The sequence below is a fragment of the Streptomyces ruber genome (assembly GCF_014648075.1).
GTDB classification, from domain to species: Bacteria; Actinomycetota; Actinomycetes; order Streptomycetales; family Streptomycetaceae; genus Streptomyces; species Streptomyces ruber.
In genome coordinates, this window is record NZ_BMQK01000001.1 from 781,166 (window position 1) to 808,153 (window position 26,988).

Below are 26,988 nucleotides of genomic sequence, written 5' to 3' on the forward strand. Positions count from 1 at the left end.
GAGCGCTCGCGTGTCTCGGTCCGTACGTCCCGGTCAGGCGCCATCGGCCGTCACCCCCTCGTCCAGGTGGAACTCCGTCTCCCGCCAGTCCTCGGGCAGCATGTGGTCGAGCACGTCGTCCACGGTGACCACGCCGAGGAGGGACCCGCTCTCGTCCACGACGGGCGCCGCGACCATGTCGTACGCGGCGAAGAACCCGGCGACGACCGGCAGTGCCGCCTCCGGGTCCAGCGGCTGCAGGTCGTCGTCGAGGATCGAGCCGACCAGGGTGTACGGCGGGTCGCGCAGCAGCCGCTGGAAGTGCACGGTGCCCAGGTACTTGCCGGTCGGGGTCTCGTCCGGCGGCCGGCACACGTACACCTGTGCGGCGAGGGCGGGGGAGAGGTCGGGGTTGCGGACGCGGGCGAGCGCGTCGGCGACGGTCGCGTCGGGCCGCAGCACGACCGGTTCGGTCGTCATCATGCCGCCCGCCGTGCGCTCCTCGTACGCCATCAGCCGGCGCATGTCGGCCGCGTCACCGGGCTGCATCAGGCTGAGCAGCCGCTCCTTGTCCTCCTCGGGGAGTTCGGAGAGCAGGTCGGCCGCGTCGTCGGGGTCCATGGCCTCCAGGACGTCCGCGGCCCGTTCCTCCTTCAGCTTGCCGAGGATCTCGATCTGGTCGTCCTCCGGCAGCTCCTCGAGCACGTCGGCGAGGCGGTCGTCGTCCAGGGCGGCGGCGACCTCGGCGCGGCGCTTGGCGGACAGGTGGTGCAGCACGTTCGCGAGGTCGGCCGGGCGGAGCTGCTCGAAGGTGGCGAGCAGGTTCTCGGCGCCCTGCCCGTGCTCCTCCAGCGAAAACCCGGTGACCGCCGACCACTCGACGGTCAGCGTCTCGCCCCGGTTGCGCCGGAAGGCGGACGCCCGGCCCTTCCTTCCCTTCCGTACGAACACCCGGTCGATCTCCCACTCCCTGCGGGCGGGAAGCTGCTGGATCGCGATGTCGAGGACCGTCACCTCCTCGCCGGTCTCCGCGAGGGTCACCCGCCGGTCGAGCAGTTCGCCGAGGACGAGCCGTTCGGTGGGCCGCTGCTCGAACCGCCGCACGTTGAGGACGCCCGTGGTGACGACCTGTCCGGACTCGATGCCGGTCACCCGCGTCATCGGCAGGAAGATCAGGCGCCGCGTGGCCAGCTCCACGACGAGCCCCAGCAGCCGGGGCGGTTTGCGGCCCACGCGGAGTATCGCGACGAGGTCGCGGACCCGGCCGACCTGGTCGCCGTTCGGGTCGAAGACGGCGATGCCGGCCAGGTGGGAGACGAAGATCCGGGGCGCCCCTGCCGCCATTGCGTCGCGCCTTCCTTCCGTGGAACTCTCCATTGGAACGGGTCTGCCGAAGCGGGCTTCAGGCTAGCCCGTCCCACTCGGATACGCCCTGGTGAGCGGAGCCGGCGGACTGCCTCCGAGGGGTGTCACGGACCCCGGTACGCTGCGGTACGCCGTTGAGTACCCCGTACGGGAGGTGTCCCACCTGTGACTGTGCTTCGCCGCACCCGAAGGGCCGCGATGGTGAGCGCGGTGTGTGCGCTGATGGCGACCGGGACCGGGCTGACGGGCTGCAGCAAGGAGGATCCCGACGCGGGTACGAACGGGGTCGGGAAGCTGTCCGCGACGCAGATCCAGTCCAGGACCCAGGCGGCGGCGCGGGCGGCGGGCACCGTCCACCTGTCGGGCACGGTGGTCAGCAACGGCCGCACGTACAAGCTGGACATGCAGCTGGCGGAGGACGGCGGCACCGGCTCGGTGACCTCAGAGGACTCCACCTTCCGGCTGCTGCGGGTCGGCGAGCAGCTCTTCCTCAAGGCCGACAAGGAGTTCTGGACCCACGAGGACGGCGACGAGGGTGACGGAGCGGCCGACGCTAAGGCCGCGGACAAGCTGGACGGGATGTTCGTGAAGGTGCCGGCGGACGACCCGGTGTACCAGCGGTTCAGCGGGTTCACCGACAAGGACGTCCTGCTGGACGGGCTGCTCACGCTGCACGGGAAGCTGACCAAGGGCGAGCGCCACGAGCGGTCCGGGGTCCGCACGATCCGCGTCACCGGCGACGCGGGCTCCGGCGGCACGCTCGACGTCTCGCTGGAGGGCACTCCGTACCCCCTGCTGCTCGTCCGGGCCGGTGACGCGGGAACGATCCGGCTGTCCGACTGGGGCGAGGAGGTCCCGCTGGAGGAGCCGGAGGAGGACGAAGTCGTGGACTACGGGCAGCAGTTGCCGTCGTCGTGACGCGTGCCGGCCGGTCGTCGTGACGTCCGCCGGTCAGCGGCGCCCGCGCTTCTTCTTGCGCAGCAGGCGGGGCAGCGCGGCCGGGACCGGCCGGCGTGTCGTGGCCGGCGTGGGCAGGGGCGGCGCGGCCAGGGACGAGCCGGGCAGCGGCCGGGTGGGGCCGGCCGGCTCCAGGCGGAGCACCCGGCACTCGCGCGACCAGCGCTCGGTCACGGCCTCGCCGTCGCGGGCGTTCAGCCGCTTGCCCTTCAGCTCGGCGACCGCGGCGCCCCACTCGGGGGAGCCCGGCACCAGCTCCACCACCGTGGCCTCCCAGGTGACCAGGCGGCCGCCCTTGTCCTTGCTGCGGACGGTCACCAGCGCGTCGCCGCCGTCGGCCAGACCGGACAGCGGCTGCTCGCCGGGGCCGTCACCGACCACGCACGCCGCCCCCTCGTGCCAGATGTGCCACAGGGGACGCGCGGGGGCGCCGGGAGCCTGGACCCAGACGAGTCCGGACTTCTTCGTGGCCTCCTCGACGAGGGCCCGCTCGAGCAGCGTGTCGGTCGCGGTCATGGGGCCAGCCTAACGAGCGCCGCTCCGGCCGCTCAGAGCCATCCGTTGCGCTTCAGCGTGCGGTGGATGCCGAGGCAGGTCGCCACGATGAGGAGGAGCACCGCGGGATACCCGTACTGCCAGTCCAGCTCCGGCATGTGCTTGAAGTTCATGCCGTACACGCCGCACACCGCCGTCGGCACGGCGATGATCGCCGCCCATGAGGTGATCTTCCGCATGTCCTCGTTCTGCGCGACGGACGCCTGCGCCAGGTTCGCCTGGAGGATCGAGTTGAGCAGTTCGTCGAAGGCGACGACCTGCTCCTGGACCCGCGTCAGGTGGTCGGCGACGTCCCGGAAGTAGTTCTGGATGTCCGGGTCGATCAGCCGCATCGGGCGCTCGCTGAGCAGCTGCAGCGGCCGCACCAGCGGTGACACCGCGCGCTTGAACTCCAGCACCTCGCGCTTGAGCTGGTAGATGCGGCCCGCGTCGGTGCCGCGCGGCGTGCCCTTGCGGCCCGGTGAGAAGACCTGCGTCTCCACGTCGTCGATGTCGTCCTGCATGGCGTCCGCGACCGACATGTACCCGTCCACGACGTGGTCCGCGACGGCGTGGAGCACGGCCGACGGCCCCTTGGCGAGGAGTTCGGGGTCGTCCTGCAGCCGGTGCCGCAGCGCCCGCAGCGAACCCTGTCCGCCGTGCCGCACGGTGATGAAGAAGTCCCGGCCGGTGAAGCACATGACCTCGCCGGACTCGACGACCTCGCTGGTGGCCGTCAGTTCGTCGTGCTCGACGTAGTGGATGGTCTTGAAGACCGTGAAGAGGGTGTCGTCGTACCGCTCCAGCTTGGGCCGCTGGTGGGCGTGGACCGCGTCCTCCACGGCCAGCGGGTGCAACCCGAACTCGGCGGCGATTCCCGCGAACTCGGACTCCGACGGCTCGTGCAGACCGATCCACACGAAGCCGCCGTCCCGGCGCACCTGACGGATCGCCGCACCGGGCGCCAGGTCGCGGTCGACGGTGACCCGGGTGCCGTCCCGGTAGACGGCGCAGTCCACGACGGCCGAGTTGGTCCCGGCGGTCAGCATGGTCTTGTGCGCGTCGTACGCGTCGGTCCGCTTGCGCGGTGACGTGCGGGAGGGACGGACCGCGGCACGCAGGTCACGGATCATCGACATGGCAGGCTCCTTCGCGACGAAAGGCCACCGGCGGCTGGAACTGCCCGGAATGGGGACGTCCTGGCGAGGATCTCCCGGCCGTATCGGCAGGGAATGTTTGGCCCGTCCACAAAGCGGGGAGCACCGCACCGTCGCGGCAGCGGCTTCGCTTGACACAGATCACGACAGATCGCGACGGACCGGACGGATCGCACGTGAGAGGGGCACGACCGGCCGGATCAGTCAGGTGGAACGAAGTGCTCTTCCGTGGTGCACCGGCGACGTGAGGCGTGCCGCGGGTGCGGGAGGCGACGGCCGCCGGGACGACGGCCACGGCCGGAGCAACGGAACTCGGTTACGGGAGCTACGGAACCCGGAAGCCGGAAGAGCAGGTGGTACTGCACGGTCGACTTCGATCCATGACGACCCCACCTCCTCCGGCCGGTCCCCCGTGAGGGACGTTGCGCTCCCCGGGGCCCGAAGAGCCACCGCGGGGAAGTCCGTTAGCGGCGGGGCATGCGGACGACTGCTCCGAGGTCACGAGGACCTCGCGGCGGCCACCGGTGTGTTGCCCCGACCGGCGGTCAAGAGTATCAGCCGACCGAAGTGTCAAGGTCTCGCTTTGCCTGTTGCTGACGAGTTCTATGCTCGCCACATGGTTGATGTTCTTCCTTTGGTGGAAGCGCGTTTGCGCAGCGCGCTGGGCGAGCCGGACGCGCGCGCCGCGGTCACCTTCCTCGGCACCGACCGCATCGAGGTGCTGCGCTTCACCGAGGACGACCTCGTCCGCTACGCAACGCTCGGCATGTCGGCACAGCCGATGGCCGACCCCACCGCGGTGCTCGCCGACCCGGTGAAGGGGCCGCGTGCCGAGCTGCTCCTGTCGGTACGGCGCGGCACCGGCGCCGACACCGACAAGGTGCTCCGCCCGCTGGCCGTGCTCGCCGCGTCACCGCAGGTCGAGGGCGTGGTGGTGGCTCCGGGCGCCTCCCTCGACGTGGGGGAGCCGCTCTGGCCAGGCGCCCCGTTCACCTCGGTCCTGGTGGCCGAGCCGGGCGGCCTGGTGGAGGACCTGGAGCTGGACGCGCCCGCCGATCCCGTACGGTTCCTGCCCCTGCTGCCCATGACGCCGAACGAGGCGGCCTGGAAGCGGGTGCACGGGGCCCAGGCGCTCCAGGAGCGCTGGCTGACGCACGGCACGGACCTGCGCGATCCGGGCCGTGCGTCGGTGTCGCTGGCCTGAGCCCGCGGCCGCCGGAGCCTGACGGGGCCTGACGGAGGCTCACTCGGCGAAGGCGGCGACTCCGTCCTCGGCGGCCTGCCGGGGCTCGAGTTCGTGAGCGATGGGGGTCCCCCCTGCTCGAGCGGAGCCGTGAGCTCGGGGGAGGGTGAGCGCGCGGCGCCGTACGAGGACCACGCCCGCGCCGATCACCGCCGTCACCGCCGCGACCACGAACGGGACGTGGATGTCCGTCCACTCCTCGATCTTCGGCGCGAAGAACGGGGCGGCCGCGGCCGCGAACCAGCGGACGAAGTTGTAGCCGGCGCTCGCCACCGGGCGCGGAGCGTCCGAGACGCCGAGCGCCAGTTCGGTGTAGACCGTGTTGTTCACGCCGATGAACGCGCCCGACAGGATCGTGCACACGATCGCCGTGGTGTGCTCGCCGTAGCCGAGGACGAGCACGTCCACGGCGAGCAGTACCAGCGAGCCGCCGAGCACCTTCAGGGAGCCGAACCGCGCCTGCATGCGCGGTGCCACGATCACCGAGAAGACCGCGAGCAGCACGCCCCACGCGAAGAACACCGCCCCCGACTTGTAGGGCGTCATGTCCAGCACGAACGGGGTGAAGGCCAGCACGGTGAAGAACGTGTAGTTGTAGAAGAACGCCGAGGCGGCGGCGGAGGCGAGCCCGCCGTGGCCGAGCGCCTTGATCGGGGCGAGCAGCGACGTCTTCCGCGCCGGCTTCGGCTGCTCCTCGAGGAACGCCGTGATGCCCAGGAAGCCGACCGCCATCAGGACCGCGGTGCCGAAGAAGGGGTAGCGCCAGCTCGCGTCACCGAGCAGCGCGCCCAGCAGCGGCCCGCACGCCATGCCGAGGCCGAGGGCCGACTCGTACAGCAGGATCGCCGCCGCGCTTTCCGCCCGTCGCCCACCGCCCCCCTTGTCCGACGCGCTCCGCGCGGCACCTGTGGGGTTCGCCGCGCCGACGATCACGGCGAGCGCGGTGGAGACGAAGAGGGCGTTGCCGAGGCCCCAGCCCGCGCGGAAGCCGACCAGTTCGCCGACCGAGCCCGAGGAGCCTGACAGGGCCGCGAAGACCACGACCAGGGCGAGCCCCAGGAGCAGGGTCCTGCGGCCGCCGATCCGGCTGGAGACGAAGCCGGTGACCAGCATCGCCACGGCCGTGATCAGGAAGTACGAGGTGAAGAGCAGCGAGACCTGGCTCGCCGTGGCGTCCAGGCCCCGGGCGATGGACGGCAGGATCGGGTCGACGAGCCCGATTCCCATGAAGGCGACGACGGACGCTCCGGCGGTCGCCCAGACGGCCTTCGGCTGCCGCAGCAGCCCGCCCGCGCGCGCGTCGAACGGATCGTCCCCGGCCTGTGTGGTTCCTCCGACTGTCGCGTCGGTACCTCCCGCGCTGCTGCGCATGCCTGTCCTCCATGGCACGAAGGGATGAGTGGTGCATACACAGGATAAGTTAGCCTCGCTAATTAATGCAAGATACATCTAGTTTCGGCCGGTGACATGCCCCGTCCGGACGGGTGATCGTCCTTGACGGGAGGGGGCACGGGTAGGACCGTTGGGCCCTATGAGGGGCGAACCCAGTTGCCCGAAGTGTGGTGGCCGGGTCAGGGCTCCCGGCCTCTTCGCCGATTCCTGGCAGTGCGACGTGCACGGCACGGTGCATCCGCTGCAGCCCGTGCTCCCGCCCAGCGTCGAGGCCCTCAGCGTCGTGGTGCACCGCGCCCAGGTGCCGGTGTGGATGCCGTGGCCGCTGCCCGTCGGCTGGCTGTTCACCGGCGCGGCCTTCGCGGGCGACGACCGCAGTGGCGGCCGGGCCACCGCCGTGGCCTGCTCGGGCCCCGGTCCGCTCGGCGGCATCGGCGAGCTGCTGCTCATCGCGGAGGAACTCGGCGTGGGTCTCGGCGCACGGTACGCGGGCATCGACGGCCCCGACCCGGGCCCGTCCCTGAACGTGGAGAAGCCGCCCCAGGCGAAGGTCCTGGCCGCCGGCCGCCCCACCCCGCTCTGGCACGTCTCCGGCACCCCCGACGACCGCGCCGTCTTCGTCGGCGAGGCGCGCGGGCTGTGGCTGTGGGCGATCGTCTGGCCGGAGCAGTCCGGCATGCTCATGTACGACGAACTGGTGCTGACGGACCTGCGGGACGCGGGCGCCGAGGTCGATCTGCTGCCGTGCGGGGCGCTGTCCCCGAGGATCCTGGAGCCGTAGGGGGCTGCGGCAGGGGTCTGCCGTGGGGAGGGGTGCGGTGGGGGGCGCTGCGGCAGTCCCCTGCCGTAGGGAACTGCGGCAGGGGTCTGTCGTGGGGAGGAGCGCGGTGGGGGCGCTGCGGCAGGGGTCTGCCGTGGGGAACTGCGGTAGGGGGCGTAACCGGGGTACGGCTGTGACACATGAGGTCGGGCGCCGGTTATTCTGGAGCCGCCCCACCGTTCCCTCGCAGCCTGGAGCCCGCGTCGTGCGTATCGATCTGCACTGCCACTCCACGGCTTCCGACGGTACGGACACCCCGGCCGAACTGGTGCGGAACGCGGCAGCCGCCGGACTGGACGTCGTCGCGCTCACCGACCACGACACCACGCGCGGGTACGCCGAGGCGATCGGCGCGCTGCCCGAGGGGCTCACGCTGGTCACGGGTGCCGAGCTCTCCTGCCGCCTCGACGGCGTCGGCATGCACCTACTGGCCTACCTCTTCGACCCCGAGGAACCCGCGCTGCTCGCCGAGCGCGAGCTGGTGCGGGACGACCGGGTGCCGCGCGCCCGGGCCATGATCGCCAAGCTGAACGAGCTGGGCGTGCCGGTGACCTGGGAACAGGTCGCGCGGATCGCCGGCGACGGTTCGGTGGGCCGGCCCCACGTCGCCAGCGCCCTCGTCGAGCTCGGCGTCGTACCGACCGTCGGCGACGCCTTCACCGCCGACTGGCTGGCCGACGGCGGCCGGGCCCACGTCGAGAAGCACGAGACCGACCCCTTCGAGGCGATCCGGCTCGTCAAGGCCGCGGGGGGCGTCACGGTCTTCGCGCACCCCGGCGCCTCCAAGCGCGGCCGCACCGTGCCCGAGTCCGCCATCGCCGACCTGGCCGCCGCCGGGCTCGACGGCATCGAGGTCGACCACATGGACCACGACCCGGCGACCCGGGCGCGGCTGCGGGGCCTGGCCAAGGAGCTGGGCATCCTCACCACGGGCTCCTCGGACTACCACGGCAGCCGCAAGACCTGTGTCCTCGGGGAGTACACGACGGACCCCGAGGTGTACGGCGAGATCACGCGCCGGTCGACCGGGGCGTTCCCCGTGCCGGGGGCCGGGGGAGCCGTCGCCCGGTGAGCGGCGCGTGACTCCGTCACCGGGCGACCGACCCGGCTGACATCCCCACCCGCGTCTCCTCCCGCAGCCGTCCGCTGTCGCGGCGGCCGGCTCCCGGGCGTGCGCCGCGCGCTGCCCTGTGCCTTCGCGTGCCGCCAGGTGCCTTCACGCGCTCTCCGCGCGTAAGGGCTGGGCATGCGGGCGGCTGCCGCGCTCCCCTTCCTTCCCTTCTTCCTTCCTCCGACCACCCCTGTTCCATCTCGGCAAGGCGCTCCTGTGTTCGACCTGGCAGTTTTCGGTTCCCTCTTCCTCACCCTGTTCGTCATCATGGATCCGCCCGGGATCACCCCGATCTTCCTCGCGCTCACCGCGGGACGGCCGGCCAAGGTGCAGAAGCGGATGGCGTTCCAGGCCGTCTGCGTGGCCGGCGGAGTGATCGTGCTCTTCGGGCTGCTCGGCCACCAGATCCTCGACTACCTGCATGTCTCGGTGCCCGCGCTGATGATCGCGGGCGGGCTGCTGCTCCTGCTGATCGCGCTGGACCTGCTGACCGGCAAGACCGACGAACCCAAGCAGACGAAGGACGTGAACGTCGCTCTCGTTCCCCTCGGTATGCCGCTGCTCGCCGGACCGGGTGCCATCGTGTCGGTGATCCTCGCGGTCCAGAAGGCGGACAGCGTGACGACGCAGGTGTCCGTGTGGGCCGCGATCCTCGCCATCCACGTGGTGCTGTGGCTCACCATGCGCTACTCGCTGCTGATCATCCGCGTCATCAAGGACGGCGGCGTGGTGCTGGTGACGCGGCTCGCGGGCATGATGCTCTCCGCGATCGCCGTGCAGCAGATCATCAACGGGGTGCTGCAGGTGATCGAGGGAGCCTGAGCGGCGGGCGGACGCGCGGTCCGACACGCGGTCCGACACGCACGGAGCCCCGTGCGGCGCCGGTGTCTGTCCGGTGTCGCACGGGGCTCTGCGGAGCGCCTTGGTGTGGTGTTACGAGGCGTTCGAACTCGCGGGACGGATCCACAGGCGCTGTCCGATGGCGGCGGCCTGCTGGACGATCTGGTTGACGGAGGCGGCGTCCACGACGGTGGTGTCCACGGGCGTGCCGTCGACGTCGTCGAGTCGCATGATTTCGAAGCGCATGGCCTCTCCCTTCGTCTGGTCATCCTCCTCATGAGGACTACTGGAGCGGGTGTGCACGGAACGCCGTGTTCCGCGTTCCCGCAGAAGTCAACGGGGTGAGTGTTACGAACATTCCCTACGCTAAGGAAAATTTTCGAGACGCTAAATACTTGCGAGTAAGAGGAGTCGGGCGAGCGGACCCGGGCGAGCAGGCCCGGGCAGGCTGGGACCTGAAGGGAGCGGTTGTGTCCGGAGCGTGATCATCGAGACAATGGCTCCATATGAACGACGACCTCACGGCGCTGGGCGCCCGCATCGACCGTACGAACGAGCTGTTGCAGCGCGTGCTCGCCGAGGTGTCGAAGACGCCCTCGACCCATGCGATCTTCGTCGATGCCGGGTACCTGTACGCGGCCGCGGGACGGCTCGTCGCCGGCACGGAGGACCGGCGGTCCTTCGACCTGGACGCCGAAGGTCTCATCGACGCCCTCATCGACCGGGCGCGCACGGTCTTCGCGGACAGCCGGCTGCTGCGCGTGTACTGGTACGACGGGGCGCGGCGCCGCATCCACACGGCGGAGCAGCAGTCGATCGCCGAACTGCCCGACGTGAAGGTCCGGCTCGGCAACCTCAACGCGAACAACCAGCAGAAGGGCGTCGACTCCCTGATCCGCAGCGACCTGGAGTCACTGGCCCGCCACCGGGCGATCAGCGACGCGGCGCTCCTCGGCGGTGACGAGGACCTGGTGTCGGCGGTCGAGGCGGCGCAGGGATACGGGGCGCGCGTGCACCTGTGGGGCATCGAGGCACCCGAAGGGCGCAACCAGGCCGAGCCGCTGCTGTGGGAGGTCGACAGCCAGCGCACGCTGGACCTCGACTTCTTCAAACCCTTCGTCGCGCGGCGGACCGCACCCTCGTACGACGCCGCGGCCGTCGCCCGGCCCACGCGCGAGGACGTCCGGTTCGTGGGGGCGCAGATCGCGGCCAAGTGGCTGGCGGCGCGGGGACGCGAGGCGATGGCGGAGCTGCTGCACGGACACCCGTACCTGCCCGGGTCCGTGGACCAGGATCTGCTGGTCGAGGCGGAGGGGCTGCTGCAGTACTCGCTGCGGGGGCAGGCGGATCTGCGGCGGTCGTTGCGGGACGGGTTCTGGGAGCACCTCCAGGCGCAGTACTAGGGGGACTAGGGGGGAGTTGGGGGCCAGGGGGACCAAAGGAACTGAAGGAACCGAAGGAACCGAAGGAACTAGTAGGGGGCGCCGTCCCAGAAGCCGACGAGGGCGCGTGCCGTCGCCTCCGGCCGGTCCGTGTTGGGCGAGTGCTCGGCGCCCTCGACGACGGTGCGGTGGGCACGGAGGCGTAGCGCCATGTCGTCGAGGAGGGGCACCGGCCAGGTGTCGTCGCGTTCGCCGGAGAGCACGTGGACGGGGATGCGGAGAGCGGCCAGTTCGGCGACCCGGTCGGGTTCCGTGCAGAGCCGGCGGCCGGTGGCGATCAGCTGGGCCGGGCTGCCCGCGAGCCAGCGGCGGCGCAGCGCGGCGTTCTCCTCCGCATCGCCGTCGGGGGTGCCCGCGTCGGTCTCCTCGGGCGGCTGCACGGGGGACTCCATGGCCTGGATGGCCTCCCACACCGCGGCCATGTCCAGCACGGCGAGCGCGTCGCGGAGCAGCTTCACGCGCTGCTGCTGGGAGGCGGAGATCCGCGCCGGCCCCGAGGACATCAGCGTGAGCGAGGCGAACGGCGCCGGGTCGAGGAGCACCGCGGCACGGGCGATCTGCCCGCCGAGGGAGTGGCCGACGAGATGCAGCGGAGTGCCGGCGCCGACCGCCCGCGCCTGGGCGAGCACGTCCTGGGCCAGTTCGTACTGGTCGTAGGCGGACTCGTCGTCCCTGGGGCCGGGCGTCTCGTACTGGCCGCGGCCGTCGACGGCGACGGTGCGGTAGCCGGCGTCCGCCAGGGGCCGGTGCAGGGCGATGAAGTCCTCCTTGCTGCCGGTGTACCCCGGGAGCAGCAGAACGGTGCCCTTCTCGGCCGTGCCCGCCGCCATCTCGATCACGGCGAAGTCCCCGCGCGTGGTGCGCAGGCGGTGGGCCCGGGCGCCCGGAGGCGGGGTGAAGGTGGGAGGACGGCTCATGACAGGAGGCTATCCGGGGCCGGCCGCGGGGCGTTCTCCCGGGGTCCGCCGCACACGCCGGTACGCCGACGGCCCGGCCTCCTCGGTTCGCTTCGGCGGCCGAGGGGGCCGGGCCATCAGTGGCGCGGTGGCGCGGTGAACGCGATGGCGGGGTGACGGACGGCGTGCGCGTCCTGTGCGTCCGTCAGGCGTCCGCGGGCTCCGTGGCCGCGGTCTTGCGGGTGCGGCGGCGGGGCTTGGTCTCGGTCGCCTCGGTCGCCTGGGGTGCCTCGGTCGCCTGGGTGGGGACCGGGGTCTCGGTGGCGGTGGTCTCCTTGGCGGCCGCGGTCTTGCGGGTGCGGCGGCGCGGCTTGGCCTCCGCGGCCTCCGGTGCCTCCGATGCCTCCTCGGTGGTGGCCGCGGCGGTCTTGGCCGTGGCCGCGGTCTTGCGGGTACGGCGGGGCTTGGCCCCCGCGGCCTCCGGTGCTTCCGATGCTTCCTCGGTGGTGGCCGCGGCGGTCTCGGCCGTGGCCGCGGTCTTGCGGGTACGGCGGGGCTTGGCCGGGGCCGCGTCCTCCGTCGCGCCGTCCGCCGGGGCGGCTGCCGTGGTGGCCGTCGCGGGCTCCGTGGCCGCGGTCTTGCGGGTGCGGCGGCGCGGCTTGGCGGGGGCTTCCGCCGTGGCCGTGGCTGTACTCGTGGCCGTGTCCGCGCTTGTGGGCAGGGTTCCGGTGGTCGCGTCCTCGGCCCTGGTGAGGGCGGTCTCCGTGGTCTCGGCAGTGGCAGCGGCCGGGGCCGGCTCCGCGCTCCTGCGAGTGCGGCGACGGCGCGGCTTGGGGGCTTCCTCCGTGGCCACCGCGGTCTCCGGGGTGCTCACGGCCACCGCCGCGGCCACGGCCTCGGTGGGCTGCGGGGCCTCCTGGACGGCCGGCCGCTCCGCCGTCGCTCCACCGCGGGTACGGCGGCGACGGCGCGGCTCGGTGGTCCCGGCCGGCTCGGGGGAGTCCACCGGCTTCTCGGCGCTCGGGGCCGTACCGGGGGCCGCGCCCTCGACCGGTGCGCCGGCGCGCGTGCGACGGCGACGGCGCGGAGTGCGCGCCGGACGCTCCTCGCGCTCGCGACGGTCCTGCGCCGGGGCGGAGCCGGCACGTCCGCCGCGGGTCCGCGAGCCCGTCTCGCCCAGGTCCTCGACCTCCTCGGCCGCGAGCCCGGCGCGGGTGCGCTCGGAACGCGGCAGGACACCCTTCGTGCCCTCGGGGATGTCCAGGTCCGCGAACAGGTGCGGCGACGTGGAGTACGTCTCCGGCGGGTCGTTGAACGGGAGGTCCAACGCCTTGTTGATCAGCTGCCAGCGCGGGATGTCGTCCCAGTCGACCAGCGTGATCGCCGTACCGGTGTTGCCGGCGCGGCCCGTGCGGCCGATGCGGTGGAGGTAGGTCTTCTCCTCCTCCGGCGACTGGTAGTTGATCACGTGCGTGACGCCCTCGACGTCGATGCCGCGGGCGGCGACGTCGGTGCAGACCAGCACGTCGACCTTGCCGTTGCGGAACGCGCGCAGCGCCTGCTCGCGGGCGCCCTGGCCGAGGTCGCCGTGGACCGCGCCGGAGGCGAACCCGCGGCGCTGGAGCTGCTCGGCGATGTCCGCGGCCGTGCGCTTGGTACGGCAGAAGATCATCGCCAGACCCCGGCCCTCGGCCTGCAGGATGCGGGCGACCATCTCCGGCTTGTCCATGGAGTGCGCGCGGTAGACGTGCTGCGAGATGTTCGCGACCGTCGCGCCCTCGTCGTCCGGTGCCGTGGCCCGGATGTGCGTGGGCTGCGACATGTAACGGCGGGCCAGCCCGATCACCGCGCCCGGCATGGTGGCCGAGAAGAGCATGGTCTGGCGCTTGGCCGGAAGCATGTTGATGATCTTCTCGACGTCGGGCAGGAAGCCCAGGTCGAGCATCTCGTCGGCCTCGTCGAGCACCAGGGCCCGCACGTGCTTCAGGTTCAGCTTCTTCTGGCCGGCCAGGTCGAGCAGACGGCCCGGGGTGCCGACGACCACGTCGACGCCCTTCTTCAGGGCCTCGACCTGAGGCTCGTACGCGCGACCGCCGTAGATCGCGGCGACACGCACGTTACGCACCTTGCCCGCCGTCAGCAGATCGTTCGTGACCTGCGTGCAGAGCTCGCGCGTGGGGACGACGACGAGGGCCTGCGGAGCGTCGGTGAGGGATTCGGGCCGGGCGCGGCCGGCCTCGACGTCGGCGGGGACCGTCACGCGCTCGAGGAGCGGGAGGCCGAAGCCGAGCGTCTTGCCGGTGCCGGTCTTGGCCTGGCCGATGACGTCGGTGCCGGAGAGGGCGACCGGGAGCGTCATCTCCTGGATGGGGAAGGGGGTGGTGATGCCGACGGCTTCCAGGGCCTCGGCTGTCTCGGGAAGGATTCCGAGTTCACGAAACGTCGTAGTCAGGGTGCTGCCTCTTCTTGTGTGCGCGGTGCGAGGCGAGCGCGGGGGTCGTCTTTAACCGTGCCGGGGACGTCGGCCGCCTCACGGGCGGGCCGTGGGGCACGGGACCACTGCCGACGCTCTAGCGCTCGTACCGCTGAGGGTCCCTCCGATCGTCGTACGCACAGTGCCGTACGGTCAGGGAGGGCTGTCGGGTCGGAGCCGATCGGGCCACCGACCGGGCATCCTCATTCGTGCGGCCCGTCGAGTACTCGGCGGGCGCATTACCACCATACCCCGGATTCGCGCACATGCGATGGCCGATTTGGTCACGTAGTGGTCGTCACACTGTTTGACCAGGACCTTACGCCGTGCGGCAGGCGGGCTATTGTGCGCTCCATGACGACGTCTGACAAGCCTGACCACGCAGCCGAGACCTCCGCCGCGCCCACCGCCGTGGCCGCCCAGGACTGGGAGCGGGCCGCCGCCGACCCGCAGTACCGTGCCGCGGTCGTGGATCTTCTCGGAGCGCTCGCGTACGGGGAACTGGCGGCGTTCGAGCGGCTCGCGGAGGACGCCAAGCTGGCGCCGACACTGGCGGACAAGGCGGAGCTGGCGAGCATGGCGTCGGCGGAGTTCCTCCACTTCGAGCGGTTGCGGAAGCGGCTCACCGAGATCGGCGAGGAGCCGACGCGGGCCATGGAGCCGTTCGTCGCCGCGCTCGACGGGTTCCACCGCCAGACGGCTCCCTCGGACTGGCTGGAGGGGCTCGTCAAGGCGTACGTCGGCGACTCGATCGCCAGCGACTTCTACCGGGAGGTCGCGGCCCGCCTCGACGCGGACACGCGCGACCTCGTGCTCGCCGTGCTCGACGACACGGGGCATGCGAGCTTCGCCGTCGAGAAGGTCCGCGCGGCCATCGACGCGGACCCGCGCGTGGGCGGCCGGCTCGCCCTGTGGGCGCGGCGGCTGATGGGCGAGGCACTGTCGCAGTCCCAGCGGGTCGTCGCCGAGCGCGACGCGCTGTCGACCATGCTCGTCGGCGGCGTCGCGGACGGGTTCGACCTGGCCGAGGTCGGCAGGATGTTCTCGCGCATCACGGAGGCGCACACGAAGCGGATGGCGGCGCTGGGACTGGCCGCCTGAGAGCCGGCGCGGACTCGAACGGGCCGGGCCCGACGAGGCCCGTCCCGCAGTGCCGGCTGCTCGCTCCGCCGCGTGGCCGTACCTCTCACGGCAGTCGCCGTGCCCGGCGTTCCTCACGGGGCGCCGTCACGCTCCCGCGAGGAGCCGTCCTCCGGCGTGCGGGGCGGTGCGGGGCGCAGCGGTGGCCGGGCCGCCGTGTGGCGGTCCGGCGGCGTGTCACGCCGTCGCGGAGTGGCGCCGCAGTCTTTCCGAGGGCCGCAGCAGCAGCGACAGCGAGGCGGCCGAGACGGTCAGCGCGCCGCCGAGGACGACCAGCAGGTGCCCGGCTCCCAGCGCGGTGTGCGTGACGAACGCGCCGAACAGGGACCCCGCGACGCCGGTCGCCAGTACCAGGGTCCGCGACGGGAGGCGGTGCGGCAGCCGGTACACGGCGGCCCACGCGAGAACGAGACCGACAACCAGGGAACCGAGCGCTTCCAAGAACATCATGAGGGTTCCCTCCCGCACGGCCAGGGGCAAATCGGTCGTAGCCGGTCCTACCCTTCGCGAGCGTCGGCCAATCCTTCCCGCGGGCGGCATGTGCTCCATCTGCGCAGTTCAGGCCATGCGCGCGGGCTGGGCGCCGGCGCACGGGAAAGGGGGCCCGGCGGCGATACGCCGCCCGGCCCCCTTCACCACTGGCTCGTGCCGTGCCCCTACAGCGCGCTGAATCCGACCTTGCGCACGGAAGGCTCACCGATCTCCACGTACGCCAGACGGTCGGCGGGGACCAGGACCTTGCGGCCGTGGTCGTCCACGAGGCTCAGCAACTGCGACTTTCCGGACAGTGCCTCGGAGACCGCGCGCTCGACCTCCTCAGCACTCTGACCGCTCTCCAGAACGATCTCGCGGGGCGCGTGCTGCACGCCGATCTTGACCTCCACGGCTATGTCCCTCCGACGGTCAGTGAAGTGCGCGGCCTGCCGCGCTGTACCCAGCACACATTAGCCCGGCTGAGGGGACGAACACGGTCCGGTCAAGAACGCCAGGAGCGAACATCCGACGGGGCGCGGTCCCGGCCGGCCCGTCGGCGCACCGTTCCCGGTCCGGCTGACCGGCTGTCGGTGCGGCCGGCCGGATCCCGGTGTGGCCGGTCGGAAGTCGGTGCGGCCGGTCGGATCTCAGTGCGGCTGGTCGGTCCCGTGCAGCGGGAAACCCGCGATTCCCCGCCAGGCCAGCGAGGCCAGCAGCTGCACCGCCTGGTCGCGAGGCACGCTGCGGTCGCTGTGCAGCCAGGAACGCGCCACCACCTGCGCCAGACCGCCCAGCCCCGACGCGAGCAGCATCGACTCCGCTCGCGACAGACCGGTGTCCTCGGCGATGACGTCGCAGATCGCCTCAGCGCACTCGGTGGTGACCTTGTCGACGCGCTCGCGCACCGCGGGCTCGTTCGTCAGGTCCGACTCGAAGACCAGGCGGAAGGCCCCGCCGTCGTCCTCCACGTACGCGAAGTACGCGTCCATCGTGGCGCGGACCCGCTGCTTGTTGTCGGTCGTCGACGCCAGGGCGATCCGTACCGAGTCGATCAACGACTCGCAGTGCTGGTCCAGCAGGGCCAGGTAGAGATCGAGCTTCCCCGGGAAGTGCTGGTAGAGCACCGGCTTGCTGACGCCGGCGCGCTCGGCGATGTCGTCCATCGCGGCCGCGTGGTACCCCTGCGCGACGAAGACCTCCTGGGCGGCGCCCAGGAGCTGGTTCCGTCGGGCTCGGCGCGGCAGGCGAGTGCCCCGCGGGCGTACCGCCTCTGTCTGCTCGATGGCTGTCACGCCGCCTCCCAAAATCGTCCACATGCGGTGTGCGCCGCGCCGCCATCGTACTTTTGGGTAACCCGGGTGTGCGCGGTGCGAGCGCAGAATTTCACGGACAGGACGCCGGGGAAATGGTGTGGATCGCGCCAAACGGGGTCGGGCTGGGCGTACGGGCCCTCAGCCCCGTCGCCCGTACGCCCGACACCTCGCTCACCAGTGCCTTCCGGTCCTGCCCGGCGTTCTCACGGGGACGTCCCGCCGGGCGCCCCGCGCGCGGGACGTGACATCGGCGGACACGTCCCCGCGCGGGGACGCGCCACGGTCGTCACCGGTAGTCGTCCTCGTCCAGTTCGACGACCCGTGCCTGCTCGACGCGGTCGGCGTCGTCGGCGCTGTACGACTCGGTGCCGGTCAGCCGGTCGTCCCGGTTCGGCGTGATCTCCGTGTGCTGCTCGGCGGCGTCGGCCTCGGGTGCCTCGACGTCGAACTCGGGGGCGTCCGGTTCGGTGTCGAGGACCTCGGGGTCGGTGGGGTCGACGGTCATGCAGGGCTCCCTTCCAGGACCTCGGGTTTTCGTCCTTCTGGCTTCCCGGCCTCTGCGAGTGCCCTGTTTTCGAGCCTAGGAGACACACGATCGAGGCGCTATGCGACCTTACGGCGGTCCCGGCTCCCCGGTGTCCGCGGCGCACCCTCGGTGGCCCGGCGGAAACACCGCCGGTCTCCGCCGTGTACTGTCCGTGACTTCTTCCTGCCGGCGCATGGCCCGGGGCACCGCGCGGAGAGAACCCGCGGACCGGCGGAAAAGGCAGGAAACCTGCGAGGTCCAGCAGAAATCAGGGAGACGCACGAGCCCCGCGAGAACGGCTAACTCCCGTTGGTCCCACCGGTTCTGTGACAGCGAACACGTGAACCAGTGCGTGATCGTCTCGTAACATTGCCGCATGTCTTCGACCGAGTTGCCGTTCCCCCCGCCGGCCACTGTGCTCCCGAAGGTGGCACCCGTCAGGGTCGCGGAGGGTGAGCGGCTGCGATCGGTCGGGCTCCGGGGCAGCACGCTGACCGTACGGTCGAGACCGCCCCTGCGGGAGGGCCTGCCGCCCGCTCTGTACGTGCACGGGCTGGGCGGCTCCTCGCAGAACTGGTCGGCGCTGATGCCGATGCTGGACGAAGTGGCCGACAACGAGGCGCTCGACCTGCCCGGCTTCGGCGACTCGCCGCCGCCGGACGACGGCGACTACTCGATCACTGGGCACGCGCGCTCGGTGATCCGGTACCTCGACGCGGCCGGGCGCGGGCCCGTCCACCTCTTCGGCAACTCCATGGGGGGCGCGGTCGCCACGCGTGTCGCGGCCGTACGCCCCGATCTCGTCCGTACGCTGACGCTGATCTCGCCCGCGCTGCCGGAGGTCCGTGTGCAGCGGTCCGCGGTGCCGACAGGACTGCTGGCACTGCCGGGCGTGGCGGCGCTGTTCACACGTCTCACCAAGCAGTGGACCGCCGAGCAGCGCGTACGCGGGGTCACGACGCTGTGCTACGGCGATCCCGGGCGCGTGTCGCCGGAGGGGTTCCGTCACGCGGTGGAGGAGATGGAGAGGCGGCTTCAGTTGCCGTACTTCTGGGACGCGATGGCGCGCTCCGCGCGCGGGATCGTGAACGCGTACACCCTGGGCGGCCAGCACGGACTCTGGCGCCAGGCCGAGCGGGTCCTCGCGCCCACGCTCCTCGTCTACGGCGGCCGCGACCAGCTGGTGTCGTACCGCATGGCCCAGCGGGCCGCCCGCGCCTTCCGTGACTCCCGGCTGCTGACCCTGCCGGACGCGGGGCACGTGGCGATGATGGAGTACCCGGAGACGGTGGCCGCGGCGTTCCGGGAACTGCTCGCCGACACGGAGGGACGGGGCGGTCCGTCCGGTGCGGCGGACGGTCCGGCGGGTACGGGCGCGCGCGTGGATGTGAAGACGGACGAGCCCGGGTCCAAGGCCAAGTCCGAGTCCAGGTCCAAGTCAGGGCCCGAGTTCGAGTCCGGCAAGAATTCCGGTACCGGTTCCGGTACCGACGCCTCCGGCACGGGGAGTTGAGGCGCGGCGTGGGACGACACAGCCGCAAGGGACGCGCCGCCAAGGGCGGGGCGACCGACGTACCGGCGGCCCCGGGAACGGGGCCGTCCACCGGCGAGACCGGTGGGGCGCCGTCGCCTTCGGCGCCCGCGTCCGCGGAATCGATGGCACGTGTGGGCTACGCGGGGCACGCGGGGCCTGCCGCTCCTCCGGGGTCACCGGGACCGTCGGGGCCGGTACGGCCGATGGGTCCGACGAGACCGGGGGAGCCGACGGCTCACGGGACGCCCCCGTTCGCCGGCGGAACACCCGCGCGCGGGTTGCCGCCGCTGCCCGACGGCTATGCGGCGCGCGAGACGCCGGGCGGCGGGGCGGGCACGCCTCCGCGCGGGGTGCCGCACCTGCGTGTGGACACACCCGGGGGCGGGGCTACCCGGCTGCCGGACGGAACCCCCGAGTACGGCACCCCCCGTGTGCGCGGCGGGCACCCCGAGCAGCGTGAGACCGGCGGTGGATGGGGAAACCTGGGCAGGGGAACCGACAGCGGGACGGTAGCGGCCGGTGGCAGCGCCGGCACCGGTCCGACCGCGGAGGCGGGGACCCGCGCGGAGGCCGATCCCGCCGACGCGGCTGCCGGAGCCGGCACCGGGCGGTGGCAGGGCGCTTTCCTCGGCGACCGGCGACGTGCAGCGCGCGGGAAGTCGGCCGGACGCCCGGAGCCCCGCATCCCCCGGCAGCGCGAGGAGCCCGGGGTCAGGTCCGCCTCGTACCCCGACACCGATACCCGCCCCGCCTACCTGAACATGCCGCCCGCCGGTCCCCGGCAGGCCTATCTCGATGCCTTCGAGGAGGTCGACGACGTCTTCGCGCCCGGGCAGCGGCACCGGGTCGCCACCGCCGCCGCCCCCGCGACGGCCACCGGCAGCGGAGGCGACGGGGCCCACCGGACCCGCCGGACGGGCGCGCCCGATGGGATTGGCCGGGCCGGCGGCGGGAACGGCGACGTGCCGGCCGGGGCCCCGGGCGCCGAGAAGGGCAGGGGCGGCAGAGGACGGGCCTTCACGGGGATCGCGGCCGCCGCGGTGACCACCGCGCTGGCCGTCGTCGTGGCCGGGCAGGTCGCGGGCGGGGACGACGGCGCCACCGTGCCCTCGCAGGCGGCCGGGGGCGGTGAACGGGACAGCCAGGACGAGTTCGCCTCGCGGAGCGACGGGCGCCCCACCCCGTCCGGGGCGTCGAGCCCGGCGCCGCTGTCGTACGAGCAGAAGATGGACAAGACCTACGCGCTCGCCGCCGACCTCGACGGGAGCGGGGAGTTCCAGGCGGTCACGGGTTTCGACAAGGCACCCGGAGCGGGGCAGAAGTACCGTTACCGCGTCGACGTCGAGGAGGGCCTCGGGCTGGACGGGGAGCTCTTCGCGGAGGCCGTGCAGAAGACCCTGAACGACGACCGGAGCTGGGCCCACAACGGTGGCCGGACCTTCGAACGGATCTCCTCGGGCAAGCCGGACTTCGTCATCACGCTGGCCAGCCCCGGCACCACGGCCGACTGGTGCGCCAAGTCGGGCCTGGACACGACCATCGACAACGTTTCCTGCGACTCTGCCGCCACCGACCGCGTGATGATCAACGCCTACCGCTGGGCGCAGGGGGCGGAGACCTACGGCGACCAGATGTACGCGTACCGGCAGATGCTGATCAACCACGAGATCGGGCACCGTCTCGGGTACAACCACGTGACCTGCGACAAGGACGGCGACCTCGCGCCCGTCATGCAGCAGCAGACGAAGTTCCTCGAATACCGGGGCATCCACTGCGAAGCGAACCCCTGGCCGTTCCCCAAGACCTGACGGTCCGTGACGTTCGGGGACCGGTTCGACTCGTGGCGCCGGGGGTTCGGTCTGCTAAGGCCGTAAAACGCCGGTCGCGCGTGAAAGTTACGGCCGTTCACCCCTTCCGGTGGCGCGACGGACAACCGTCCGTCGCGCCACCGTCATGTCCGCATACGTTCGTCCCGCCGCGAGCCGCCGGTCCGACGGTGGCTGCCCACACGCGAGATGGGGGATGCACACGTGCGCATCGGACTGATCACCGAGGGTGGGTACCCGTATGCGAGTGGCGACGCCGGGCTCCGGTGCGACCGCCTCGTGCGCGGACTCGGGCAGCACGAGTTCGATGTCTACGCCCTCAGTCGCAGCGAGCGGCAGGAGGACGAGGGCTGGGTCCGGCTGCCGCCGCAGGTCAACCGGGTGCGGACCGCCCCGTTGTGGACGGCGGTGGACGACGGCGTCCGCCACGGCCGCCGTACCCGGCGGAGATTCGCCGAGGCGTACGGGGAACTGGCGGCCGCAATCTGCGCAGCGGCCGGGGGGCCGGTGGCTCCGCCGGTGGCTCGCGAGGGTGAGGACGACTTCGGTGATTCCGGTCTTTCCGGTCTTTCCGGTCTTTCCGGTGTCTCCGGTGTCTCCGGTGTCTCCGGTGTTTCCCGTGTCGCTGGCGTCTCGAGCGTCTCGAGCGTCTCGGGCGTCGTCGGCGCCCGCGGCATTGAGGCGGACCGTTTCGGCAACGCCCTCTACGCGCTCGCCGATCTCGCTCGTGACGAGGGCGGACTCGTCGGCGCACTGCGTTCGGAGGCCGCCGTGCGCGCGCTCGAACGCGCTTGTCGGGCGCCCGGCGCGGCGAGCGCCGCCGGTTCGGCGCGCGTGCCCGATCTCCTCACCGTCGCCGCCCACCTAGAACGCTCCCTGCGCCCCCTCTCGCTCGACTGGTACGGCGACGACGGGCTCGGCTCGGTCGACGTGTGCCACGCCGCCGACGGCGGGGCGGCCGCGTTGCCCGGGCTGCTGGCCCGCCATTTCTCCGGCGTTCCGCTGCTGGTCACGGAGGACCGCGTGCCCTTGCGGACGCACTACCTCGAGGCCGCCGGCAGCACCCCCGTCCGCGCGCTGCTCGCCTCCCTCCACGCGCGGCTGACAGCCGAGGTGTACCGGCAGGCGGCCTGTGTCACGGCCGGCGACGCGCACGTCCGCCGCTGGCAGGAACGCTGCGGTGCGAACCACGCCGGGCTCCGTACAGTCCGCCCCGGTGTGCGGCCGTCCCGCTCCGCCGCCCCGGCCGACCTCGCCGACCCGTACACGCTGGTCCGGGTCGGCCGCATCGAAGCCGCGGAGGACCTGGACTGCCTCCTGCGTGCCTTCGCGGAGATCCACGGCACCGAACCGAGAGCCCGGCTGCGCGTCATCGGCCCGCTCGACGAGGGACCGGACGGCGCGGCCTGGATCGAGGACTGCGAGACCGTGGCCGGGAAGTTCTTCCCCGCTGGGCCCGGCGAGACGGAAGGCGTGCGGGCGGACGGCGGTCGTCCGGTGTCGTTCGAGGTGATCGGCGCCGTTTGCGGGGCACCGGGCCTGGTGGAGGCGTACGCGGCCGGGGCGGTCGTCGTCCTGCCGAGTGTCGCCGAGGACGTTCCCGGCAACCTCGTCGAGGCCATGTTCCGCGGCCGGGCGACGGTCTCGCCCGATGTGGGAGCGGTGGCGGAGGTCGTCGGTGACACGGGACTCGTCGTGCCGCCGCACGAACCCATGGCGCTCGCGGACGCGTGCCTGGCGCTGCTGCGCGACCCGGAGCGCCGCGCACGCCTCGGCGCGGCCGCCCGCGCGCGAGCCCTTGAGTTGTTCACCGTCGAGCAGAACACCGCAGCCTTCCACGACATCTACATGGAGATCATCTCCCGTGCTCCGGTGCGAAGGCCGTTCGTGGACGAGGCGGGTGAGCCGCTGCCGTTCGCCGTCCCGGCCGAGGCCCACGTGCCCTGGCGCTGGGCGCAGCAGCCCCAGTCGGTGGAGCTCGTGCCCACGCCGAAGTCCGGGCGTACGGGAGAGGCGGTGCGATGAACGAGCGGGGACCTGTGGCCGTCCCGACCGCGGAGGGCGAAGCCAAGGAAGACGAGACCAGGGAGGACAAGGCCAGGGAAGACAGGGTCAAGGGGGGCGGGACCAGGGGGGACGAGGCCAGGGAAGACAGGGTCAAGGGGGGCGGGACCAGGGAAGACGAGGCCGCGAAAGGCGCGGACGCGACCCCCCAGCCTCCCGCGACGTCTTCACCACGTTCGGACTCCGCGGACCCCGTCAAAGCGCTGCTGCACCGCCATCGCGCACTCTGCGAGCGGGCCGTCGACCCGCTGGAGATCGCGGCGCGTCTCGAAGCGCACGGCATGACCGATCGCACCGCCGCCCGCTTCCGGCACCGCGACGTGTTCTCGCTGGCCGAGGAGCTGTACGCACGCGTGCCCCGTGTCGAGGAGACGCGGACGCCGGAGCGCGAGGTGGCCGGTGCGCCGGACGCGCTCACCGGGTGGACAGTGCTCGCCCTGCTGCCGGGCGCCCTGTGCGCGGTGACCTTGGGCGGCGCGTATCTCACCGAGGGCCGGCCGCGTCTCGTGACCGCCGCCGTCGGAGCCGTCGCCGTCCTCCTCGGTCTGCGGGCCTCCCTCCACCGAGGACCCTCGCACGCCCGACGGACCCGCCCCACGGGCAGCGCAGGCACAGCCACGTGCTGGCTGCTCGCGTACGCCCTCTGCGGCGACGGGCTGCTCGGGGCCGCTCTCGACGGCGGGCCGGACGGACCCTGGCCCCTGGCCACCGCGTCCGTCCTGGCCCTCGCCCTGGCGTGGGCCCCGGCGACCTGGTGTGCCGGTCTCTTCGCCGTACGCGCCCGCCGTGGACTGGCCGCGAGCCGGAGCCTGGGGGAGTTCGCCGACTTCGTACGTCCCCTTCTCCTCGGTGTGTCCGCCGTCTTCCTGTCCGCCTTGGCCGCGCTGCTCGCCCTGTGCGGCGCGGTGCTGCACGAACCCGTTGCCCATGCCGGAGCGGGCTCTCTGGGAGCGCTGCTGTTCCTCGCCCGGCTCCTCATCGCGCACGGCTGCCCGCGTCTTCCCGCCGCCGTCCTCAACTCGGCGGCGACGTTCGAGGCCGCTGCTCTGGCCACGGTTCTCATCGGCCGGCTGCCGGGCTGCTCGATCCTGACCGTTCCCGTGGAGACCGCCGTCGGCGCCTGGGGGCCGGGTGCCGTACCGGCACTGGCCTGCGGACCGGCCGCTCTGGGCCTCCTGATCCATGCCACTCGCACGCTCACCCGGGCCACGGTCCACACCACACCGCTCGGAACCCCTTGAACCCGGCTCGCCCCCGTCTCCACCGCGCCGGGACCCGCCCGCCCCAGGAGACGCCCGTGTGACCGGCAACCGCGCTCGACCGGTCCGGCACCCCGCGACGGGGTGCGAGCGCGCCCCTCCCGCGGAGCCGACACCGCGGGCCCTCCCCGACGCACGGCACCACCCCGTAAGGAGAACACCAGATGATCACCTCCCGAACCGGAGAGTCCGCCCCGGGAGCCGCCCGATGAGAGTGCTGCTGATCGGAGCCAACGGATACCTCGGCCGGTTCGTCGCCGATCGCCTGCTCGCCGACCCGGCCGTGCAGCTCACCGCACTGGGCCGGGGCGACGACGCCGACGTACGGTTCGACCTCGCCACCGGCAGCCCCGGCGCGCTCACCCGCTTCCTCGACGCGGTCCACCCCGGAGTGGTGATCAACTGCGCCGGAGCCACCCGAGGCGGCGCACGAGAACTCACCCGGCACAACACCGTCGCCGTCGCCACCGTCTGCGAGGCCCTCCGCCGCAGCGGTTGCGGGGCGCGCCTCGTCCAGATCGGCTGCGCCGCCGAGTACGGCCCCAGCCAGCCCGGCTCCTCCACGGCCGAGGACGCGGTACCACGCCCCGGTGGCCCGTACGGCGTGAGCAAGCTCGCCGCCACCGAACTGGTCCTCGGCTCCGGACTGGACGCCGTCGTGCTGCGCGTGTTCTCGCCCGCCGGTCCCGGCACCCCGGCCGGTTCGCCGCTCGGGCGCCTCGCCGAAGCCATGCGCCGTGCCATGCAGTCCGGTGACGGCGAACTGAAACTCGGTGGCCTCGGCGTCCAGCGCGACTTCATCGACGTCCGTGACGTCGCCCGCGCCGTCCACGCCGCCTCGCTCTCCGCCGCCCAGGGGGTGATCAACATTGGTTCCGGCCGTGCCGTGCGCCTCCGCGACACCGCCGCCGTCCTCGCCCGGGTCGCCGGATACGGCGGCGCCCTGCACGAACTCGACGGGCCGCCCGGGCACGTCCGGTCGGCCATCGGACACCCGCGCAGCGACCCGGACCACGCCTCTCCGGTCACCTACCCGTACCCGGACGGCTGCGGCAGCTGGCAGCAGGCCGACGTACGCACCGCCCGCGACCGGCTCGGCTGGCGGCCCCGCATCAACCTCGAGGAGTCCCTAGCCGACATCTGGATGGAGGCGGCATGCCGTATCTGACCGGCACGGCGGCCGGTGCCACGCACGACCGGCCGGTGTCCCCGGCGAGCCGGTCCAGACCGCGCAACGGTGTTCCGCCGCACCGTCTCCCGGGAGGCCGTGCCCGGTCACTGGGACAACACCGTCTCGCGTGCTGGACCAGGTGTCTCGGAATGAAAAAGGGCGTGGCAGTGTTACCGGGAGAGCAACTGTAGTGATTGACCGATCAACGGAGTCCCCGTGTCGCTGCCACCCCTGGTAGAGCCAGCTTCTGAGCTCACCGTAGATGAGGTCCGCCGGTACTCCCGCCACCTGATCATCCCCGACGTGGGCATGGACGGGCAGAAGCGGCTGAAGAACGCCAAGGTGCTCTGTGTGGGCGCCGGTGGCCTCGGTTCTCCTGCCCTGATGTACCTGGCCGCGGCGGGCGTCGGCACGCTCGGCATCGTCGAGTTCGACGAGGTGGACGAGTCGAACCTGCAGCGCCAGATCATCCACAGCCAGGCCGACATCGGCCGTTCGAAGGCCGAGTCCGCGCGGGACTCGGTCAAGGGCATCAACCCCTACGTGAACGTGGTCCTGCACGAGGAGCGGCTCGAGGCCGACAACGTGATGGACATCTTCAGCCAGTACGACCTGATCGTTGACGGCACGGACAACTTCGCCACCCGTTACCTGGTCAACGACGCCTGCGTGCTGCTGAACAAGCCGTACGTGTGGGGCTCGATCTACCGCTTCGACGGCCAGGCGTCGGTGTTCTGGTCCGAGCACGGTCCCTGCTACCGCTGCCTCTACCCGGAGCCCCCGCCCCCCGGCATGGTTCCGTCCTGCGCCGAGGGCGGCGTCCTCGGTGTGCTGTGCGCGTCCATCGGCTCCATCCAGGTCAACGAGGCGATCAAGCTGCTCGCCGGCATCGGTGAGCCGCTGGTCGGCCGACTGATGATCTACGACGCCCTGGAGATGCAGTACCGCCAGGTCAAGGTGCGCAAGGACCCGAACTGCGCGGTCTGCGGCGAGAACCCGACCGTCACCGAGCTCATCGACTACGAGGCATTCTGCGGCGTCGTCTCCGAGGAGGCCCAGGAGGCGGCGGCCGGGTCGACGATCACTCCCAAGCAGCTCAAGGAGTGGATCGACGACGGCGAGAACATCGAGATCATCGACGTCCGCGAGGTCAACGAGTACGAGATCGTCTCGATCCCGGGCGCCAAGCTCATTCCGAAGAACGAGTTCCTCATGGGCACCGCCCTGGAGTCCCTGCCGCAGGACAAGCGGATCGTCCTGCACTGCAAGACGGGTGTCCGCAGTGCGGAAGTCCTCGCCGTGCTGAAGTCGGCGGGCTTCTCCGACGCGGTCCACGTCGGCGGCGGCGTGATCGGCTGGGTCAACCAGATCGAGCCGCAGAAGCCGGTGTACTAGGCCCAGGCCGTCCCTGGAGGGGCTCGGCACCGTCGGTGCCGAGCCCCTTCCTGCTGTCGCCCGGGTGGTCCGGGAGC

Annotated in this window: 24 protein-coding genes; 13 read left to right on the forward strand and 11 right to left on the reverse strand. The window is 72.2% G+C overall.

The features are described from left to right. Nucleotides 1-33: 33 nt before the first annotated feature. Entirely contained in the window at nucleotides 34-1,323 is a 1,290-nt protein-coding gene (locus IEZ04_RS03655) for a magnesium transporter MgtE N-terminal domain-containing protein (protein ID WP_189215106.1), read from the reverse strand. A 219-nt stretch (nucleotides 1,324-1,542) separates the two neighbouring features. Between IEZ04_RS03655 and IEZ04_RS03660 the strand changes: the two genes are divergently transcribed. Further along, nucleotides 1,543-2,262: a hypothetical protein gene (locus tag IEZ04_RS03660; RefSeq protein ID WP_189215397.1), complete on the forward strand. Its 720-nt coding sequence runs from the start codon at nucleotides 1,543-1,545 to the stop codon at nucleotides 2,260-2,262. A 33-nt stretch (nucleotides 2,263-2,295) separates the two neighbouring features. Here IEZ04_RS03660 and IEZ04_RS03665 read toward each other — a convergent pair whose 3' ends face one another. After that, nucleotides 2,296-2,817 (reverse strand): hypothetical protein, encoded by a 522-nt coding sequence (locus IEZ04_RS03665; protein ID WP_189215107.1) that lies wholly within the window; start codon nucleotides 2,815-2,817, stop codon nucleotides 2,296-2,298. Nucleotides 2,818-2,849: 32 nt separating this feature from the next. Then, on the reverse strand, nucleotides 2,850-3,974 hold the full coding sequence (locus IEZ04_RS03670; protein WP_189215108.1) for a magnesium and cobalt transport protein CorA: 1,125 nt from the start codon (nucleotides 3,972-3,974) through the stop codon (nucleotides 2,850-2,852). Between the two features lie 634 nt (nucleotides 3,975-4,608). Here IEZ04_RS03670 and IEZ04_RS03675 point away from each other — a divergent pair. Then, the gene (locus IEZ04_RS03675) at nucleotides 4,609-5,196 is read left to right on the forward strand and encodes a suppressor of fused domain protein (protein WP_189215109.1); all 588 of its coding nucleotides are present in this window, start codon (nucleotides 4,609-4,611) and stop codon (nucleotides 5,194-5,196) included. 39 nt (nucleotides 5,197-5,235) lie between these two features. Here IEZ04_RS03675 and IEZ04_RS03680 read toward each other — a convergent pair whose 3' ends face one another. Then, the gene (locus tag IEZ04_RS03680) at nucleotides 5,236-6,606 is read right to left on the reverse strand and encodes an MFS transporter (protein WP_189215110.1); all 1,371 of its coding nucleotides are present in this window, start codon (nucleotides 6,604-6,606) and stop codon (nucleotides 5,236-5,238) included. 160 nt (nucleotides 6,607-6,766) lie between these two features. Here IEZ04_RS03680 and IEZ04_RS03685 point away from each other — a divergent pair, with 160 nt between their 5' ends. The 3 genes from IEZ04_RS03685 (at nucleotide 6,767) to IEZ04_RS03695 (ending at nucleotide 9,380) form a co-directional block, all read left to right on the forward strand. Continuing rightward, nucleotides 6,767-7,408, forward strand: a complete 642-nt coding sequence (locus IEZ04_RS03685; protein ID WP_189215111.1) for a DUF6758 family protein — start codon at nucleotides 6,767-6,769, stop codon at nucleotides 7,406-7,408. A gap of 244 nt (nucleotides 7,409-7,652) precedes the next feature. Then, entirely contained in the window at nucleotides 7,653-8,519 is an 867-nt protein-coding gene (locus tag IEZ04_RS03690) for a PHP domain-containing protein (protein WP_189215112.1), read from the forward strand. Nucleotides 8,520-8,774: 255 nt separating this feature from the next. After that, on the forward strand, nucleotides 8,775-9,380 hold the full coding sequence (locus IEZ04_RS03695) for a MarC family protein (protein ID WP_189215113.1): 606 nt from the start codon (nucleotides 8,775-8,777) through the stop codon (nucleotides 9,378-9,380). 111 nt (nucleotides 9,381-9,491) lie between these two features. On the opposite strand, the gene IEZ04_RS03700 is transcribed toward IEZ04_RS03695, so the two are convergent. Continuing rightward, nucleotides 9,492-9,644 (reverse strand): DUF8834 family protein, encoded by a 153-nt coding sequence (locus IEZ04_RS03700; RefSeq protein WP_189215114.1) that lies wholly within the window; start codon nucleotides 9,642-9,644, stop codon nucleotides 9,492-9,494. A 260-nt stretch (nucleotides 9,645-9,904) separates the two neighbouring features. On the opposite strand from IEZ04_RS03700, the gene IEZ04_RS03705 reads away from it, so the two are divergent. Then, nucleotides 9,905-10,801 (forward strand): NYN domain-containing protein, encoded by an 897-nt coding sequence (locus IEZ04_RS03705; RefSeq protein WP_189215115.1) that lies wholly within the window; start codon nucleotides 9,905-9,907, stop codon nucleotides 10,799-10,801. 68 nt (nucleotides 10,802-10,869) lie between these two features. Here IEZ04_RS03705 and IEZ04_RS03710 read toward each other — a convergent pair whose 3' ends face one another. After that, complete coding sequence (locus IEZ04_RS03710) at nucleotides 10,870-11,757, reverse strand: alpha/beta fold hydrolase (protein ID WP_189215116.1); 888 nt, start codon at nucleotides 11,755-11,757, stop codon at nucleotides 10,870-10,872. A gap of 184 nt (nucleotides 11,758-11,941) precedes the next feature. Then, a complete protein-coding gene (locus IEZ04_RS03715) occupies nucleotides 11,942-14,095 on the reverse strand; it encodes a DEAD/DEAH box helicase (protein WP_229820812.1) in 2,154 nt (717 codons plus the stop codon). Between the two features lie 459 nt (nucleotides 14,096-14,554). On the opposite strand from IEZ04_RS03715, the gene IEZ04_RS03720 reads away from it, so the two are divergent. Next, complete coding sequence (locus IEZ04_RS03720; protein WP_189215117.1) at nucleotides 14,555-15,310, forward strand: ferritin-like fold-containing protein; 756 nt, start codon at nucleotides 14,555-14,557, stop codon at nucleotides 15,308-15,310. A 216-nt stretch (nucleotides 15,311-15,526) separates the two neighbouring features. Here IEZ04_RS03720 and IEZ04_RS03725 read toward each other — a convergent pair whose 3' ends face one another. The 4 genes from IEZ04_RS03725 to IEZ04_RS03740 all read right to left on the reverse strand — a co-directional run bounded on the left by IEZ04_RS03725 (nucleotide 15,527) and on the right by IEZ04_RS03740 (nucleotide 17,641). After that, the gene (locus IEZ04_RS03725; protein ID WP_189215399.1) at nucleotides 15,527-15,796 is read right to left on the reverse strand and encodes a hypothetical protein; all 270 of its coding nucleotides are present in this window, start codon (nucleotides 15,794-15,796) and stop codon (nucleotides 15,527-15,529) included. 209 nt (nucleotides 15,797-16,005) lie between these two features. Beyond that, a complete protein-coding gene (locus IEZ04_RS03730) occupies nucleotides 16,006-16,233 on the reverse strand; it encodes a DUF3107 domain-containing protein (protein WP_189215118.1) in 228 nt (75 codons plus the stop codon). A 237-nt stretch (nucleotides 16,234-16,470) separates the two neighbouring features. After that, a complete protein-coding gene (locus tag IEZ04_RS03735; protein ID WP_189215119.1) occupies nucleotides 16,471-17,115 on the reverse strand; it encodes a TetR/AcrR family transcriptional regulator in 645 nt (214 codons plus the stop codon). A 307-nt stretch (nucleotides 17,116-17,422) separates the two neighbouring features. Next, nucleotides 17,423-17,641: an Rv3202a family protein gene (locus IEZ04_RS03740; RefSeq protein WP_189215120.1), complete on the reverse strand. Its 219-nt coding sequence runs from the start codon at nucleotides 17,639-17,641 to the stop codon at nucleotides 17,423-17,425. A gap of 397 nt (nucleotides 17,642-18,038) precedes the next feature. On the opposite strand from IEZ04_RS03740, the gene IEZ04_RS03745 reads away from it, so the two are divergent. The 6 genes from IEZ04_RS03745 to moeZ all read left to right on the forward strand — a co-directional run bounded on the left by IEZ04_RS03745 (nucleotide 18,039) and on the right by moeZ (nucleotide 26,911). Continuing rightward, nucleotides 18,039-19,175, forward strand: coding sequence for an alpha/beta fold hydrolase (locus tag IEZ04_RS03745; RefSeq protein ID WP_189215121.1), 1,137 nt, complete (start codon nucleotides 18,039-18,041; stop codon nucleotides 19,173-19,175). Between the two features lie 386 nt (nucleotides 19,176-19,561). Further along, nucleotides 19,562-21,004, forward strand: a complete 1,443-nt coding sequence (locus IEZ04_RS03750; protein ID WP_373296244.1) for a DUF3152 domain-containing protein — start codon at nucleotides 19,562-19,564, stop codon at nucleotides 21,002-21,004. A 222-nt stretch (nucleotides 21,005-21,226) separates the two neighbouring features. Next, nucleotides 21,227-23,047: a DUF3492 domain-containing protein gene (locus IEZ04_RS03755; RefSeq protein ID WP_229820814.1), complete on the forward strand. Its 1,821-nt coding sequence runs from the start codon at nucleotides 21,227-21,229 to the stop codon at nucleotides 23,045-23,047. 320 nt (nucleotides 23,048-23,367) lie between these two features. After that, complete coding sequence (locus IEZ04_RS03760; RefSeq protein WP_308429772.1) at nucleotides 23,368-24,327, forward strand: hypothetical protein; 960 nt, start codon at nucleotides 23,368-23,370, stop codon at nucleotides 24,325-24,327. Nucleotides 24,328-24,553: 226 nt separating this feature from the next. Then, complete coding sequence (locus tag IEZ04_RS03765; RefSeq protein ID WP_189215123.1) at nucleotides 24,554-25,513, forward strand: NAD-dependent epimerase/dehydratase family protein; 960 nt, start codon at nucleotides 24,554-24,556, stop codon at nucleotides 25,511-25,513. A gap of 219 nt (nucleotides 25,514-25,732) precedes the next feature. Then, nucleotides 25,733-26,911 carry an adenylyltransferase/sulfurtransferase MoeZ gene (gene moeZ, locus IEZ04_RS03770; protein WP_189215124.1) on the forward strand — a complete coding sequence of 393 codons (1,179 nt, stop codon included), beginning with the start codon at nucleotides 25,733-25,735 and terminating at the stop codon, nucleotides 26,909-26,911. The last annotated feature ends 77 nt before the right edge of the window (nucleotides 26,912-26,988 follow it).

Excerpts from the sequence above, each read along its gene's own strand:
- IEZ04_RS03655 (WP_189215106.1), bottom strand. The coding sequence starts at position 1,323 with ATGGCGGCAGGGGCGCCCCGGATCTTCGTCTCCCACCTGGCCGGCATC.
- IEZ04_RS03660 (WP_189215397.1), top strand. The coding sequence starts at position 1,543 with ATGGTGAGCGCGGTGTGTGCGCTGATGGCGACCGGGACCGGGCTGACG.
- IEZ04_RS03665 (WP_189215107.1), bottom strand. The coding sequence starts at position 2,817 with ATGACCGCGACCGACACGCTGCTCGAGCGGGCCCTCGTCGAGGAGGCC.
- IEZ04_RS03670 (WP_189215108.1), bottom strand. The coding sequence starts at position 3,974 with ATGTCGATGATCCGTGACCTGCGTGCCGCGGTCCGTCCCTCCCGCACG.
- IEZ04_RS03675 (WP_189215109.1), top strand. The coding sequence starts at position 4,609 with ATGGTTGATGTTCTTCCTTTGGTGGAAGCGCGTTTGCGCAGCGCGCTG.
- IEZ04_RS03680 (WP_189215110.1), bottom strand. The coding sequence starts at position 6,606 with ATGCGCAGCAGCGCGGGAGGTACCGACGCGACAGTCGGAGGAACCACA.
- IEZ04_RS03685 (WP_189215111.1), top strand. The coding sequence starts at position 6,767 with ATGAGGGGCGAACCCAGTTGCCCGAAGTGTGGTGGCCGGGTCAGGGCT.
- IEZ04_RS03700 (WP_189215114.1), bottom strand. The coding sequence starts at position 9,644 with ATGCGCTTCGAAATCATGCGACTCGACGACGTCGACGGCACGCCCGTG.
- IEZ04_RS03705 (WP_189215115.1), top strand. The coding sequence starts at position 9,905 with ATGAACGACGACCTCACGGCGCTGGGCGCCCGCATCGACCGTACGAAC.
- IEZ04_RS03710 (WP_189215116.1), bottom strand. The coding sequence starts at position 11,757 with ATGAGCCGTCCTCCCACCTTCACCCCGCCTCCGGGCGCCCGGGCCCAC.
- IEZ04_RS03715 (WP_229820812.1), bottom strand. The coding sequence starts at position 14,095 with ATGACGCTCCCGGTCGCCCTCTCCGGCACCGACGTCATCGGCCAGGCC.
- IEZ04_RS03725 (WP_189215399.1), bottom strand. The coding sequence starts at position 15,796 with ATGTTCTTGGAAGCGCTCGGTTCCCTGGTTGTCGGTCTCGTTCTCGCG.
- IEZ04_RS03740 (WP_189215120.1), bottom strand. The coding sequence starts at position 17,641 with ATGACCGTCGACCCCACCGACCCCGAGGTCCTCGACACCGAACCGGAC.
- IEZ04_RS03745 (WP_189215121.1), top strand. The coding sequence starts at position 18,039 with ATGTCTTCGACCGAGTTGCCGTTCCCCCCGCCGGCCACTGTGCTCCCG.
- IEZ04_RS03760 (WP_308429772.1), top strand. The coding sequence starts at position 23,368 with ATGACCGATCGCACCGCCGCCCGCTTCCGGCACCGCGACGTGTTCTCG.
- IEZ04_RS03765 (WP_189215123.1), top strand. The coding sequence starts at position 24,554 with ATGAGAGTGCTGCTGATCGGAGCCAACGGATACCTCGGCCGGTTCGTC.